Source organism: Pseudomonas sp. 008 (assembly GCF_016861935.1).
In the GTDB taxonomy this organism is placed as follows: Bacteria; Pseudomonadota; Gammaproteobacteria; order Pseudomonadales; family Pseudomonadaceae; genus Aquipseudomonas.
This window is the reverse complement of record NZ_BOMA01000001.1, coordinates 317,834-333,453: the sequence shown is the minus strand read 5'-3', so window position 1 is coordinate 333,453 and position 15,620 is coordinate 317,834. Positions and strand designations below refer to the sequence as shown.

At 52.6% G+C, this 15,620-nt stretch carries 11 protein-coding genes and 1 pseudogene; 9 read left to right on the top strand and 3 right to left on the bottom strand.

From position 1 onward, the window contains the following. Positions 1-134: 134 nt before the first annotated feature. Genes JUI81_RS01425 through JUI81_RS01410 form a run of 4 tightly spaced genes read left to right on the top strand, consistent with a single transcriptional unit; the run spans position 135 to position 6,606 of the window. Positions 135-3,860 carry an ATP-binding protein gene (locus JUI81_RS01425; protein WP_204123503.1) on the top strand — a complete coding sequence of 1,242 codons (3,726 nt, stop codon included), beginning with the start codon at positions 135-137 and terminating at the stop codon, positions 3,858-3,860. Beyond that, positions 3,857-4,519 carry a hypothetical protein gene (locus JUI81_RS01420; protein ID WP_204123502.1) on the top strand — a complete coding sequence of 221 codons (663 nt, stop codon included), beginning with the start codon at positions 3,857-3,859 and terminating at the stop codon, positions 4,517-4,519. The genes JUI81_RS01425 and JUI81_RS01420 overlap by 4 nt, the downstream gene beginning before the upstream one ends. After that, the gene (locus JUI81_RS01415; RefSeq protein ID WP_204123501.1) at positions 4,516-5,763 is read left to right on the top strand and encodes a hypothetical protein; all 1,248 of its coding nucleotides are present in this window, start codon (positions 4,516-4,518) and stop codon (positions 5,761-5,763) included. Before JUI81_RS01420 ends, JUI81_RS01415 begins: the two co-directional genes overlap by 4 nt. Positions 5,764-5,766: 3 nt before the next feature. Further along, complete coding sequence (locus JUI81_RS01410) at positions 5,767-6,606, top strand: hypothetical protein (RefSeq protein ID WP_204123500.1); 840 nt, start codon at positions 5,767-5,769, stop codon at positions 6,604-6,606. Between the two features lie 286 nt (positions 6,607-6,892). On the opposite strand, the gene JUI81_RS01405 is transcribed toward JUI81_RS01410, so the two are convergent. Then, positions 6,893-8,125 (bottom strand): MFS transporter, encoded by a 1,233-nt coding sequence (locus JUI81_RS01405; protein ID WP_204123499.1) that lies wholly within the window; start codon positions 8,123-8,125, stop codon positions 6,893-6,895. Between the two features lie 760 nt (positions 8,126-8,885). Continuing rightward, positions 8,886-9,071, bottom strand: a pseudogene (locus JUI81_RS01400) (methyl-accepting chemotaxis protein); the annotation flags it as partial. Positions 9,072-9,420: 349 nt separating this feature from the next. On the opposite strand from JUI81_RS01400, the gene JUI81_RS01395 reads away from it, so the two are divergent. After that, positions 9,421-11,982 carry an EAL domain-containing protein gene (locus tag JUI81_RS01395; protein ID WP_204123833.1) on the top strand — a complete coding sequence of 854 codons (2,562 nt, stop codon included), beginning with the start codon at positions 9,421-9,423 and terminating at the stop codon, positions 11,980-11,982. A gap of 738 nt (positions 11,983-12,720) precedes the next feature. Here JUI81_RS01395 and JUI81_RS01390 read toward each other — a convergent pair. Then, positions 12,721-13,197: a helix-turn-helix transcriptional regulator gene (locus JUI81_RS01390; RefSeq protein ID WP_204123498.1), complete on the bottom strand. Its 477-nt coding sequence runs from the start codon at positions 13,195-13,197 to the stop codon at positions 12,721-12,723. A 251-nt stretch (positions 13,198-13,448) separates the two neighbouring features. On the opposite strand from JUI81_RS01390, the gene JUI81_RS01385 reads away from it, so the two are divergent. From JUI81_RS01385 to JUI81_RS01370, 4 genes are all read left to right on the top strand, one after another. Further along, positions 13,449-14,180: a metallophosphoesterase gene (locus tag JUI81_RS01385; RefSeq protein WP_204123497.1), complete on the top strand. Its 732-nt coding sequence runs from the start codon at positions 13,449-13,451 to the stop codon at positions 14,178-14,180. Between the two features lie 180 nt (positions 14,181-14,360). Continuing rightward, positions 14,361-14,669 carry a hypothetical protein gene (locus tag JUI81_RS01380; protein WP_239077638.1) on the top strand — a complete coding sequence of 103 codons (309 nt, stop codon included), beginning with the start codon at positions 14,361-14,363 and terminating at the stop codon, positions 14,667-14,669. A 126-nt stretch (positions 14,670-14,795) separates the two neighbouring features. Next, positions 14,796-15,233 carry a hypothetical protein gene (locus JUI81_RS01375; RefSeq protein WP_204123496.1) on the top strand — a complete coding sequence of 146 codons (438 nt, stop codon included), beginning with the start codon at positions 14,796-14,798 and terminating at the stop codon, positions 15,231-15,233. Continuing rightward, positions 15,230-15,604, top strand: a complete 375-nt coding sequence (locus JUI81_RS01370) for a hypothetical protein (protein ID WP_204123495.1) — start codon at positions 15,230-15,232, stop codon at positions 15,602-15,604. The genes JUI81_RS01375 and JUI81_RS01370 overlap by 4 nt, the downstream gene beginning before the upstream one ends. The last annotated feature ends 16 nt before the right edge of the window (positions 15,605-15,620 follow it).

Here is a 15,620-nt window from a genome sequence, read left to right as displayed (position 1 = left end):
AAGGCCTCGACGTCTGCTGCGAGATCAAGCCTCTGATAACGAAACGTGTACTGAGTTAGGTGCGAACTTGGTGATTACCCATCGACGGTAGAGCGGATTCAGGTTCAGAAGTCATTTCAATTTTGGGGAAAACAATGTCTCAGCTCACAAGAATCATTTTGATTGACTCGCTTTGTGCAGGCGCCAAGGCTGAGCTCGCCATGAACGGTAATACCAGCGTCACTGGCACAAACGGTATCGGCAAATCTTCGTTCATGAAGCTGATTCCGGTGTTCTACGGCGCAGCACCGGGTCGATTGGTGAAAGCGAGCAGCAACCGGGAGAGCTTTGCCAACTGGTACCTACCCAATCTCTCCAGCTTCATCGTGTTTGAATACACCAATTACATGAACGCTGCTCGTTGCGCGATCATGCATCGCAGTGGGGAAGGTTACGCATACAGGCTGATCGACGCGGCCTGGCGTCCTGAGCTGCTTTATCGCGATTACGACGCCGGAGAGCTGGTGCTGCCTGGCGAGCTGAATCGTCATCTTGCCGCCCAAGGCGCGCAGTGCTCACCCGAACTGCAGCCGATTCATTACCGGCGGATCATTCAGTTCAACAGCGGGACTGCTCACCTAGAGGATGTGAAGGACCCCGCGCGGCGCAAGATGATCACCGCGCTTCGTCCACAGTACTCACTGGCGCCCCGACGCAAGGATTTCAATGGGATCGACAACGTGACGCTCGCACTTCTGGAGAGCGGCGGCACATTCGATACGATGAAGGCGACAATGGCGGAAATCCTTCAGCAAGAGAATGCTGATCCGAGCCGCACCTTGTTGATGCTCAATGCCCAGCCTTTCAAAAATGTCATCGACAACCGCGCGGGCTATCTGTTGATGGACGCTCTTAAGCCGACTATTCAACAAATGAATCAGGTTCGTCTGGAAATCAATGCAGCTGTCCGGCAGCTTTGTCTGCAAAAACGCAAAGCCATGCACTTGGAAGATCATTTAAAAAAACGCGAGATAGAGCGCGATGAAGCCTTGACGGCTATTAGTCTCGAGCAAACCGCACTGGAGGAGGTCAGTCGTGGAAAACGTTCCACGCTCGTTCATAAGCGGATCGATATAGAGGGTTCGCTGGAAACCGAACATAAGTGGATTTTGAAGGTTGAAACCCAGCGGGATGAATTTGCTGGTAAACGCATGGCCACCTTGTTGGAGCGTCTTGATCGCTTACCGGAAATGCAAAGTCAGCGCGATCTGAAGCAAAACCATCTCGATCAGCTCAGTCGCGACGGACTCGATATACGTCGAGTTTATGAGCAATCGGCCAAGCTGGCTGAAGAAGCTGCCCAAGCTCAGCGGGAGACGACGCGCTCACAAAGTGAGGCCTCCATTAACCTTCTTCAACTGCGCAAAGATGAGTTTGATGCGCGTCAATCTGATCTTTACGAAAAGGCACGAGATCAGCAGTCGTCCGAAATGGACAAACAGCAGCTCCAGCTGCAAGCCGCTCTCACGCAACGCGTGCAGGAGATGAGCACTCTGACCCATCTGCAGTCGATCTCGGTGTTGCCGGCAGATCAGGCGCTGCTGAACCAGGCAAGGCAGGAGATTGATGAGCAGCTCGCGATATTGAACGAACACCAGCGCGGAATCGGTTCGCTCGAAGATGCTGAGCAAGCGCTGCACGCAGAGCAAGAGAAACTGGCCACTGAATTTCAAGGCATTCAGAACCAGATCGGACTCTTGCAGGAAGACCGGGAGAAGTTCAAGACCCAGCTAAATGCCAGCGCCGAAACCCTCCTCGGGTTTCTACGCCGACATCATCCAGATTGGTCGAGCAATATTGCGCGCCTGGTACCGGCCGACATCTTGATGCGTACCGACCTCAATCCTGCGCTGCTCAACGTCGTACAAAACAGCCTGTATGGTGTTGAGCTGTCCCTTAATGTGCTTCCCGCTACGACCATCGCGAGCGTGAGCGAGATTGAAAATGAAATTGCATCGTTAAGTTCGCGGATCGACTCCTTAAATAATGAAATTGAAAGCGTACGCAGGCGGACACGCAATCTGGAAGAGCGCATCAGAGCCCAGTCAGCAACGCTGACATTGGCCCGAAACGATGAGCGACATGCTCATGCCGAACTGGTTTCTCGCCAGAGCGTTTATGAAGGACTGCAGTCGCGCGCACTGGAAAACCACTCACTTCAAGTCGAGTTGCAGACCCAACTGGTGCAAGAAGCCAGCGAACGATTCGGCGTCATTAATGAGCGGCTTGATGCACTCAAGAATGAGCACAAACGTTATCTGGAGGAATTGACATCAGCGTCTGAGCAGGCGAAGCACAATTTAAAACTGGAGATCAGCAGAGTGCAGGCTGCACGCGATGCATCGCTTGCCCGGATCTCCGAAACTTTGACAGTACAGTTGCGTGAGATCAACGATGAATTGGCCGCTCGATTGCAGGACGCCGGTATCGACGACCGTGTGAACCAGCGGCTGGCGGCAGAAATCGAGACGTTGAAATCGGAAATCAATGAAATAGCGGCCCAACGTTCGGTCATTGAAAGTTATCGACATTGGGCGTCAGAGATTTATCCGCAACTCACGCAACGCATCGAACAGAAAAATCTCCTGCAAGGTGATCTGGATCGCCAAAACCGGCTCATCAACGAACATGACCTGGAAATCAAAGAGGCGCAGGGCAAGCTCATTAGTCGCCGCAGCAAGCTGGTAAAGGAAGGTGGGGACGATACTGACCAACTGCGGACTTTGCGTAATATCCTTCATCTACTGATGTCCTATGAGCCTGCAGAAACGAGCGCATGGAACCCCAATCTCATTGCGGCGGACATCGAGGTCGAGGTCAATGGGCTAATACGTCGGCGTAACGATTTCCAGCGACAAGGGAGCAATCTTTATCGGGTTGTGCGTGCGCGATTCCGTGAAGATTCGTTGCTGCACACTCCACAAGGCGCCGCCATCGAACAGATCGTCGCCCAGGCGAGCAATTCGGCGCACGAACCTGAATTCGCCTGGCTGGACGCGGCGCCTCATTTGTATGAGTACATCGAGGTGTCGCACCCCGATCAGAAACTCAAGTTGATCATCCAGGCCAAGAATCTTTCCGACGAGCTCTGCGACAGTCGTGCCAAGCTTCAGCAACTGCACAAAAGCATTCAAAAGCTCGGGCGCGATGCGACCGAAAAAGCTGGTGAGGTTCTCGGTTCCTTCGAGCAAATCCGTCAGTTTGAATTCAAGGTCACCTCGCGAATTCACAGCCTGACATTCTGGGATGATCTGTCCAACTACGAAACGCAGTATCGCCGCTGGACAGGCGTGAACGACACACAGTTGCCTACAGATGCCTTCATGGACGCACTACGCAGCATCGCTCGACAGATCACGGAGGGCGCCTTCTCTTCGAACCTTTCAGATTGCTTTGACGTCAGCGTCTCTTGCAACGATCAAGGTCGGCTCAAGGTCGCGACCAACAACGCTGACCTCATCGGTCTGAGCAGCACCGGGCTGACAAAAATCATCGTAGCGATGATCTATGTCTCCTTGTTTGAGCTGTTGCGCCAGGATGCAGACTTTCACATGTCCATTCCCATCGATGAAGCATTGGAGCTGTCCGCTGAAAACTACGTCGCATTGGTCAATTACTTCAATGAACGTGGTCTTTCCATGCTGGCTTGCTTTCCGGGCGGCGCGCCGGAGCTGCTGCGTCAGTTTGCCAACCGATACACCCTGGAACGCCGTGCTGATACCGGCGCCATTATCGTCAAGGAGTACGCTGAGGAGGGGGATGACGAACTGGATGATCTGAACGAGGCGCTGGCGCCAGACGAAGAGGAGTTTGCATTGTGACGCCCATCAGAGAAGTTTTAGAGGTACTGCTTGGCGGCGGGTTCATATGCCAGTACGCCTATCCTGAATTGCATCGGCAAATGAGAGTGCCGGAGTTTTCGCAAGAAATAGCTGCCGCTCTTGCGCCTCTGGGGCGCGCATTAGGCACAATTGGCGAGGTCGAGACGCCTGACACCTATTTTGCCCGGTACGCCGATCTGAAAGAGCCCACAGACCGTAATGCCGCATCCTATCAGCTGGTAGTCATACGCGATCAACTGCGACCGTGCCTTGAGTTTATTCGACTGATCAGCCGGGCAGGGCGTAGCGATATTTGTCTTGCTCCTGGGGACGTCGTGTCTTTCGCAGACCTGCTGGACGCCATAGAAGGCCACATCACCTATCGGGATCAGTTGTGGGATCTCAGTGCACACGAATTTTTCAGCAAGTCGAAGAATGCAAAAACCATCAAGGATCGCCTGACGCTTGTTCTTCGCGCGTTGGAAGATACTGGGTATCTCGTGAAACGCAGCAGCGAATCTGCGAATTTCGTGGCTACCGGCAAAATGGGGTACATCTACATGTTGCTGACCTGGCTGATCGAGTTCAATCAAATTGATCTGGACATCAATGCGAATACGGACGTGGGTGTCGATCAACAAGGGGGCCTGAATCTGTGAAAGCAGCGGATTGGGAAGAGCTGGGTAAGCATCTGCAGGCGAACGCAGCGTTCCTCGAAGAGCTTGCATCCGCGGACGAGACAGGAGTGCCTACACCGGACCGGATGACCAAAGGCATCTCCTGGATGATGTCCAAGGGGTTGGTAGAAGAAGACGGTGAATTATTTCATCTGAGCAGCCTACTGCTGGATGTGGGCGCGCAGATTTCCATACAGGGATTCGAGCGGGTGTCGCCGGATCTGGAAGAAAGCCTCATCGTCATGGAACAGTTGTGCGAGGCATATCACGATGCTAAGTCCGCCAACCGCGTCAGCGAGACCGAGCAGCATCTGAAAAGGCTGATGCACACCTCCCGGCAAGTGATCAACCACCTGCGCAATGAGCACAGCCAAACCCGCGCGTTCATCGAAGGCGGGTATGGATATTCGCCACGACTGTCCGATCGGTTGAGAGAGATCAAAAACGCAATCAACCGCTTGAAGCGGCTGGACGACAAGCTGAGACTTTTCTCCCATGTCGGCTTGGGGAAGCTCACCCGTAGCGATCGTGTGCTGCGTCGCGTGCTCATCGAGGGCCTTCTCTCGGCGGTGTCGAGGAATCGGCTGGCGCTTGATGAAATGATCGGCCGACTGGATCGATTGAGTCTCGCGGTACGAAAACGCAACAAGATGCGCCAGGTGGCACATGCGATGGACACGTTCCTGCAGGCAGGCAATGCGATTGACCTGGAACCGTTGCTTGACAGACCTGACGGAGCCCAATGGGCCGGTGCGTCCTGTATGCCTCTCTATGGTCATGTCTATTGCGATCTTCAGGCTGGTGAAAGCCTCGAAGAGCTGGAACTGCTGATCGGTGCACTACCTGCGCCGAAAACAAGACTGCCCGCACCCCAGCCTTCCCCAGCGCGCGGTTCCCGAGCAGTCCCGCCCCAAGTCAGCGAAACGCTGGAAATGGAGAAGCCTTTTGCTCGCGATTATTTGAAAGCCATGTTGAAGATGCTGGGCGAGACAAAAGAACCTCAATCCGCTGTCGAGTTCTGGAAAACCCATGGCGATCCCCGGGTGAGCATGGGTATTTGGCTGTACGCATTGGATGGTTATGTGCAGCTACAGGTCGCCTTGAGCAAAACTCTGGGAAAGAAACTTTTCTTCCGACTCAACCCCATCTTTGAGCCCTTCTCGCGGACGTCGGCGAACCGACGAGTGCTTGATCTAATACTGGAGCAGGCTAAACGGCCTAATTGACGCATGTTGACCAACAAACGATCCATCGAGACTGTGACTGTTGCATTGAGGCGGCACAGCAGCAAAGTCCAGCTTAATGCTACGTGGAAGCAGCTGAACGCAGAACACGGCATTGGCACACTCATCGGCAGCAGTGCATTGCAACTGAGCGACGCCGATCATGTTGAATTAAGAGCGATGTTGAAAAGAGACATGACGTTCGACCCCTTGGATGAGGGTATGGACGCTTTTGAAGGTGACCGACTCAAGCGCGCTCAAAACACCAGAGATGAAAAAGTCGGTGGCGGAACGATTGCGGACCACGTTGTGATGGTGGCGAGCTTATCGGGCGAATTGGATCTTGCGTCAGGAACGTACCGGCACCCTGTAGGCGGCACACTGAGCGTGCCAGCCGCCGAGCTCCATGGGCTTAAACAAGTACTCCTGATCGAAAACCTCCATGTCATGTTTGCGCTACACCATTACCGCTGGCCACAAGAGGTCATGTGCCTACCCATGCTTTTTCGTGGCAGTCCCCAAATAACCCCGAAAGCGGTAAAGATTGCATTAAGCGGAATTGAGCAAATGATCAGTTTTCCGGACTACGACCCCCAAGGCTGGATGAACACCCTTACTGCAAAAGCTAAAGCAATCATCGTTCCTTCACCTGAAACGGTGAGTCGCATTGTGGGTGCAAAGCTCGACAAACCTAAAGATTTTGAGACACAAATTGATGCGCGTTTATGGCTTGGAAAATCTGAGATAGAGCACGTGAAGAGAATGTTGCGCGACGAGGTGGCGATTTCGCAGGAATCGATAGCGGGCATGCCGTTGGAAATCCTGCAACTGGTGCCCGGCGCTTGATACAGGGATATGCCGTTTTAGAGGATCTTGCAGGCGGTGATACAGCCGCTTTTTTCCACACACGAGCAGCCCCAATATCAGCATCGAAGTCATGCGAGAACAAGACCAGACTCACTACGCTAAACAATGCCTTTATGTTTAGTGGCTATTCGATGAGAAAACAAAGTAGGGCTACATAACGATTGAGGCCCAACGCTACCAGGGGCGGATGCGCCACCCCTGGACGTTTGCACCGCCCCCACCAAACCTTATGAAAACTGCATTGGTCTGCTGTACTGGCGCTGCTTTACCTGCCGGCAGCACCCGCTGCATTGGATTGGAGGTGCTCGTCTTGCGCGAGAACCTTGGGCTTATCCGGCATCAGGTAGGTAAAGCATGCCGAGATCAAGAAGAACGCCGCACAAACCATCAAGCCTGCAGCCAAACTGTAATAGGTCGCAATGCCACTCAGCAGCAGTGGGGCGAGCGCCGCGAGACCGCGTCCAGCGTTGAAGCAAAACCCTGCTCCCAGCGTACGAACGTGAGTTGGATACAGTTCGCTAAAGAACGCGCCGAACAGGCTGGCAAATGCAATGTTGAAGGCATAGAGGGCGCCCAGCCAAAGCAGTGAGTCTGCATTAGAGGCGTAGACGTATACCGGCAACATACTGGCGGTCAAAACGAGCGAAATGATGATGACCTTTCGCTTGCCAATAACGTCCGCCAGGTACCCAAAGAAATTCATGCCGATAAAATTACCAATGTTCAATATCGCCATGAAGGTCGCCATTGAACTCAAGCTCAATCCGCGCTCTTGAACAAGGTAGGTAGGAAGCCATGTGTTAGCCCCCCAGTAGCCAAGCAATGCAAAACTCGCCGCGGTGGTGCCCAAAAGGGTCGACTTGATTAACGTTGGAGAGAAAATTTCAGCAATCGAGCCGCTTTTCTTCAACGAGGTGTTTTGCGCTTTCGCTTCTTTCCACGCAGGTGTTTCGGGTACCAAGAAATAGATATATACCACCGGGATGAGCACCATGCCGCCAGCATACATAAACATAGTCCGCCACTCAGGTAGCATGTACTTGGCGACTAATGCTGCAACAATCGCGCCTATCGCAAATGCACTGATCACCATTGAAGTGGCCCTAGCCCTCTGATGAGGTGGCCAGCTTTCAACGATGTAGACAGAAACAATACCCCAGAGGCCTCCCAGCCCCAGCCCCGAAAGAAAACGTAGACCCAGGAACAGGTAGAAATTTTCTACGAAGGAAAGGACGGCAGTGAGCGAGCCGAAAACCAATAGGCAAGTGAGCATCGCCTTCCTCCGCCCAAAGGAGTCCGCATACCAACCAGCGATGACGCTACTGACGCCAATACCCAAAAGGGTCGCAGTCGCCAAAAGCCCACCCTGGTTGATGCTCAACCCCATGTCTTGCCGAATAACCGGCAGCGACAACGACAGCATAACGATTTCAATTGCATCAAAAAAATAAGCGATAAAGCATCCTACTAATACATGCCACTTCGATATTTTATTCATTGTTATATCCTATCTTATAAGTCGACTACGGGCCCTTTGGGCGTGACTTGGCATTGCTGTGAGCAAAATATGGCCGAAGCCCTTGTATGCTTGTTCTTGGCTTTGCACTTCCTTAATCCGGGTATTCACCGGAAATTGTTAAAACACACATTGATGTTCGCTGCAAAGCAGCCATAAGCCCATTCGGCAATGGCTGTTCTGGTCATCTAAATTATTAGCGGTGGCAGATTTTGCGCGTAGCCAAACGCTGGAATGGCCCACTGGTATCGGTGCTTACTGCGATTTATTAGAGGACGCACACTGCGTTATTGGGTGCCCGTTTCATGTCCAAAGTAACGGTAACCGAATACGCGAAAATTTACTGAGTGAGGAGGAGGGGGTGACTGGAAGACAGACGTGGCTTTTTTGAATTTCGATGGAGAGCGCAGCCATTGTTAACCTCATTTTGTAATTATTTTGGCAGGGGCAAATCTGCTTCGGGAACAAGCTAGAGGCTATGGGGGGTGGGTACAAATAGTGCGGTTTATGAATATGAATCAATTCAAGTAATACAGGTACGCTGACCTGTAAGTTTTGAAGCGTTGGGTGGCCGCCTTGGGCGTATGGGACGGCCTTTCTGGTGATTTGCATGGGCATTGATGAGCTAGTGGCTCTCGCAAAAGGCCTTTCAGTAATTGGGTAACAAAATGTTTTCTGCCGGTGAGGGCATGGCCTAGGCATATCGGTTAAGCGAGCTGTGCTGTGACGCCTCGTGCTCTGGACTGGCCGTGGTCTTGTTGGTGGCGCCCACTGAAACCAGGCTATTGGAAAAGGTCAACAACAGCGCAGCGGCTAAACGGCTGATTCCTACCATTCCCAAAGCGCCTACAGCAAGTGTGATCAGGGCACAAACAACGAATGCGACCAGAAGTTTGATCGAGAATTTTGACTGACTGAAAATGTTCATACGGCTAACTTAATGGATGAGAAGTAATGAGCTTAAGATTTTAGCGGTTCGTCCTTTTGTAGGTGAACTCGCATGATATCAAAGTAACATCACTTCATTCTTCTGAGTTATATTCTTGCTAATACAATGGTATTTATAATATTCATAGTAAGTTGGCACGTTCAGACTAATCTGAGCTTTAACCGATTTTTCTTATGATGCTTTAGGTTGTAGCGGCTCTGGCTGCTCAGCATCAAAAGCCAGATCATTTATTCCTTAGAAATAGGCCCCTCCAGAAACGAGGGGTTTTCGGCGTCCCACTAGCTTTTAAGGAAGTAAAAGCGGTGGTGACAAGGAAATAGTGGCGACGATGAACTCAGGAGGCGAGCAGGCGAGTGGTATAGGCGCGCAAGATTTTTTCGTGCAAACCCTGGAGCAGGTTATCGATGCGGTGATCGTGGTGGATGATCGCAATCTCGTTGTGTTTTTCAATGCGGCTGCCGAACAGTTTTTGGGCTGCCTGCGTAATGAGGCGATCGGCACGGATGCCCGTGCTCTGGTTCCTGAGGTCCTGGGCAAGCATTACGTCGATGGCGTTGGTGACAATGGGCAGGGTGGCGCTAAAAGGGTCGGGGAAATCCATCGGGATGTGCGGATTGTTCGCAAGGATGGCCAAGAGCGGTGGGCTGTCATGTCAGTCTCAAAAATTGATATTCAGGGTCGAACGCTGTATGCGGCTGTGCTGAAGGATGTGACCCAAACACGTGCGCAAGACATCGAGCACCGGTTTTTGTCGATGCTGATCAACACCGCCAGTTCTTCGATTTGTATCGTCGATTCCCATGCAATCCTTATCTATGTAAATGATGGGTTGGTCCGGTTGCTGGACTACCCTCGTGAGGAGGTTTTAGGGCGCTCTCCTTTGATGTTTTTTGTAAAGGACGGTGGCTCAGAGTCACTCACGGATTCGGCACTTCAAAGAGTGCTCAGTGGCGAGCCCTATGAGTCCAGCGCGCTTGTTAGCAAACGCAATGGTCAACGGCTTTGGGTGCATGTCTCGTCGACACCTTTGTTCGACGCTCAAGGCCACATCGAAAATATTGTGATCGTGCTGACCGACATTACCCAATCAAAGCTGCATGAGGTGCTACAAAGCAAAGTCATAAGCGCATTGCTCAAAGAGGAATCTCTGGAGGGTGTTCTGACCCTGTTGTGCCATGAGATTGAGCGCCTAGCCCCCGAAGTCATTGTTTCGGTTCTGAGTGTGGATCAGGACGGGATTCTGCATCCCCTGGCGAGCCCTGGTCTGCCCTCGGAGTACACCAGAGCCATTGAGGGGTTATCAATCGGCCCCGGGGCCGGTTCCTGTGGAACGGCAGCCTACCGAGGCGAGCCGGTTTTGGTGATGGACATCAACACTGACCCACTTTGGGCTGACTACCGACACCTGGCACAACAGTCGGGATTGCGTGCTTGTTGGTCATTGCCTGTTCGCAACGGCTCAGGTCGAATCGCTGCGACGTTTGCTCTCTATTTCCGCGAAAGCCGTGGGCCGGACCCTCTGCACATTCACTTGGTCACCGCGGGTATGCATCTTTGTATGCTGGCTCTTGAGCGCGAGGAAGCGCGCCAGTCCCTTCGAATAATGGCTTTTTACGATGCGTTGACCGGTTTGCCAAACCGCAGCTTTTTGCTTGCCCAAGCACAACGCAGCATCTTCGAAGTAGCTCGTGAGCAGGCCGAGCTCGCCGTCTTGTTCATCAATCTGGATCGCTTCAAGCAAATCAATGATGCGCTGGGGCATGCTTCGGGGGACGAATTACTCAGAATTACTGCGCTTCGACTGCGTAGCGCGCTTTCTGATTCTGATCTGGTGGGGCGGCTCTCCGGTGATGAGTTTGTGCTGGTACTGCCACGAATGAATGCCACGCAGGTGACGACGTATCTCAAGGGGCTGATGACGATGTTGAGTTGGCCGGTCACAATCGCGGGCACCTCTATCGTCGTCACTGCGAGCGTTGGTGTCAGCCTGTTTCCTGCTGATGGTGACGATATGGAGGCTCTGCTGCAATGTGCTGACATCGCTATGTGCCAGGCCAAGCGCAAGAGTGGTAGTTTCAGTTTTTTTGTTGAAGAGATGAATCGGGTCGCTCAAGACCGGTTGATGCTGGAAACAGCATTACGCAACGCGATAGTCAGCGATAGCCTTCAATTATTTTATCAACCGCAGATTGATCTCAATAGCGGGCGGCTGGTCGGTGTAGAAGCACTGGCACGTTGGACGCATTCTGTTCTAGGCGACATCTCACCAACGCAATTCGTCCCCGTCGCCGAAGAGTGCGGCCTCATCAATGAGCTGAGCCAGTGGGTTTTGCAGAAGGCCTGTGGGCAGCTAGCCAAATGGCGTGAACAAGGAATGGCAATCCCTTCTCTGTCAATTAACTTGTCGCCTATCGACTTTCGCAACCTCAACCTTGCAGAGCTGATTGCTAACCAGCTACAGCTCTACGGTTTGCAGCCCAGCGACCTATGCGTGGAAGTTACCGAAGGCGTGATGCTGTCTAATAGCTCGGGCACCGAAAAAGCGATCCGGGATCTACATGCCTTGGGCGTGCGCCTGGCCATTGATGATTTTGGCACGGGCTATTCCAGCTTGGGGTATTTGCGGCATCTGCCTATTAGTGAGTTGAAGCTGGACAAAAGTTTTGTCGATGACCTGGAGCGCGATACGTCCTGCCGGGCCTTGAGCGAATCGGTCATTGGAATTGGTAGGGGGCTTTCCTTGCAGGTGGTGGCTGAAGGCATCGAATACGCCATCCAGCGGGACATTCTCAAGGACCAGGGGTACGAGGTTGGCCAGGGCAATTTTTTCTCGCCTCCGCTAACGAGCGAAGCGTTCATGCAACTCTTTGATCGATGCGATGAACCGTAGCGAATCTCCGAAAATTCTTGTTAACGAGAAACCCTATTGATCGTTGCCATGACGAGGTTGCCGCCAATCATTGTGGCTTAACCTCAAACTGTCATGCCGGGTTAGACGCGCCACCACCGCTTGCCTTAGGGCATGCGGCTGGCGCAGGCGATTTCGATTGTCCGTCACGGTACCAAGGTTGGGTTAGGGCAATTTAGGCGACCGTAGGGTTGTGGGGTCAAGCGGCGACACCTTGTCCGCGATGGGTACAGCTGCGAAGAAAAAGCTGGCTGAGGATCGATTTGCAAACGCTACCCATGGACATTTCATTCGAATTCGAAAAGTGTGGCAGAGCTATGACTACAAGGCTCAGCTTCTTGAGCTGTATGAACTCCATAAGCAAGATCCTGCCGGCTTTCAAACACTCGCGAACGAGCTTCCAGGCCCCTTTTACGCAGTTGCCGATCTGCGTCAACGTGGGCTGTTCACACCGAGCCTTATAAGTCGCAGGTCAGGGGCATTTTGCGTGATTTCAGGATTGGGCGATTAGGCTGGTCCAAGTACGACTCATGATTTCTCGGCGAGATCTAGACGACGCGCAAGAATTCCAGCAGCTATCTCCAACTCCTCGGGTGCGCTTGATGCGCAAGCGGATCAGCGGATTTAGCTGTGGAAATGAATGAGGTATTCGACACCCAAAGAAGGGCTGTTGGAATTCACCCTCAGGGTGTTACATCGACAGTGCGGCGAGACAACGAATTACTCCCGAGTACGCCACCAGATTCTGTTAACCGTGGAGGTCGGAATACCGACAGTGTCCGAAGCCTCCTTTTGAGTCATTCCTTCGGCTCGGCATCGAAGCACCGCCTCTACCTTCTCCTTGGAAGTGCGCTTGCCTGGTTTGCGGGGGATCAGGACTCCGTCTTTAAACTGCGTAGGCAATTCTTCCACGATACCAAGGTCTTTGAGCTTCTTCGTTTCCTTGTTGAGGTACTTCAGAAAGTCTTCGGGTGATTGGTGATTTTCAAAGCTGGCGGCGACGACCAGGAGCGCCAACGGATCAACATCAAGGGTAGTGGCCAGCATTTCCAAGGTGTCGAGGGTTACGCTGGACCTGGAGTTTTCCAATTTGAAGACGTGCTTTGCGTCCAACTGACCTTGAAAGTCTTCTCGTGTGAGGCCGCGGGCTAACCTGACGAGGTGGATAACTGCTGCCAACGGATCTCTCAACGGCATGACGAATCCCCAAAGCTGAGGATAAAGCCATATTGATCAATCCCGTTCCATGGACTATAGTCCCTGTTGTGGGATTTATGTTGAGCCATACCGCTGTCGCAGATTCACGTTTGCCAGGTTGAGACTGATCTGTAGGTGCATGCCGTCCACGCTGCCCCCCCCTTTTTTCTTTCGATACACGGGGAACCAGAAGTCGGGGGTCGATGAGCTGGTTATCAATATAACGCCAAATCGAAGTTGTTAAGCCTGCCATGAAGCTCCAGATTTATTCGGATTTGCACACTGATTTTTCCTCCTTCGAGGCGCCCTCTACCGGTGCGGACATCGTCATTCTCGCGGGTGACATCAACAGTAAATCCAGAGGTGTGATTTGGGCTGGTAAACATTTCTTGTGCCCAGTGATTTACGTGCCAGGAAATCATGAATTCTATGGCGGTCATCTTGATCACACGCTTCGCAAGATGCGTGACGTAGCCAGTGCACACGTCCGTGTAATGGATAACCAGACTTGGGTTTGTGGGCGCACGCGGTTTCTGTGCGCGACGGCCTGGACTGATTTTTCGGCGAGCGGAAACGTCGTTGCTGCGGCGAAAACCGCAAGTGATTGGATGAACGATTTTCGTCTTATCCGCATTGGTGACAACTTCCGTCGGCTGCGTCCCTCCGATCTGATTAGCCGAAACCATGCCACGCACGACTGGCTTGCTCAGGAGTTGGATAAAGCCTTTGAAGGCAACACGGTTGTTGTAACGCATCACGCGCCTACGCCCGAGGTATCGGGAGACAAGCACGACGGTCATCTCAGTGCTGCGTACACAAATCGTTGGCATGCGCTTGTTGAAAAGGCAGATCTTTGGATTTTCGGTCACACGCACCGTGCGGTTGACGTAACTCTGGGCCGTTGCCGTGTGGTCTCAAATCCAAGGGGTTACCCCAATGAACAAACGGGTTTCGACCCAGCGCTAGTGCTAAGTCTTTCGTGAGTGCGTTTGCGGGAAGTCGCGGGGTGGTCGAAGGCCGTACTGAGCAGCAACGCACGTGGGGTGTGCACTGGCTTGGCACCTTTTGATTTTGATGAGTGTGGGGGCGCTGAATGAAGAGTGGAGTAGGGAAAAAACAACGTACGTCGGACACTAGAACTTATCTTTCAGGCGTATTACGGCATGAGTGAGCTTGAGCATCCACCAACCATTCCGACTGTTGTCGCAACCGCTATGGAGAAGGATTTCGGTGTACCCGTGACCGGTTATTTGCTGGCCGCTGTTGATAGTCCTCCAGTTCTGATGGGCACAATTTTTGGAGATGCTGCCGGTCGATTTCGAGACGGCATCAACATGCGAACGTCCAGAGTAAAACAGATGCTCTTTGTCGACGGCTACGCGTTGTTCCGGACGCGGACGGGAAGTGTGTACGTGGTGGTCACTTGGGCTCCGGGCGGAGGCAACATTTACATGAATCGCATCTATCACTGACTGACCAGGGAATGGTGGGTTTGCAGCCAAAGAAGCTCATTGGGCCTATCGTGCTGCCTTAGCAATGGACATCGTGAAAACAGCTCCTGCCTGGCAATCACAGGAGGAGCGCGGGTTAGAGTGGCAATGAAAAAAACGACCGTAACGGACACTCAGCTACTGGGTGATCTACTTTTTGGGCCAGCGCGCACCCTGGGAGGCTCGACTCTCGGTGACGACGAGTTGGTGAGGCTCGCTAGAGAAACATTCAAAGAGAATAATTTTTGCGTTGTCCGAAATTGGATGTTGTTGGATGTGATGGTTCCACCGTCTATAGAGCAAAAAATTCAGGCACAGGGTCTTGAGCCAACCCTCTTGTATGCCCAAGTGACCGTATTTGACAGTACGGGCTCATTCCACGCTGGCGCCAGCGTCGTTAGTGGTTATCAGCGTGACTTTGATGGCTGCATCTTCGAAAGCCAAAATACGATCTTCATCCTGGGCGGCCGAGGCTCGAGAAAGCATGCAGGTTGGCCGGCCGTTCAGGCACTGGCGGCGTATGAAAATGAGCAAAGAATCCTATGACTGAAAATCTATTCCCGATCTTGCGTGATCGTTACCCGGAGTTTTTTTCCAGTGCTTCTCTTCGCGAAATTAGGTGCTTGCCAGGCTGGCTGGATTTGATAGACGAGCTATGCCGCACGCTGAAAAATCATTTGGATACCCACCACGAACTGCCACCCATAGAGGTGCGACAGGTGAAGGAAAAATTTGGGGGGTTGCGCTTTTACTATTCGGGCGGCGATGCAGTTTGTCGAGACGCGGTAAACCTGGCGCAGGAACGATCGCTATCGACATGCGAAGTTTGTGGTCAGATCGGCACTTTAGGAGGGGAGGAATGGGCGCGCGTACGATGTGCTGATCACATCAATTGGTCACCCTCAGTCGATCGTTAATGATCTGCGTGGAGAC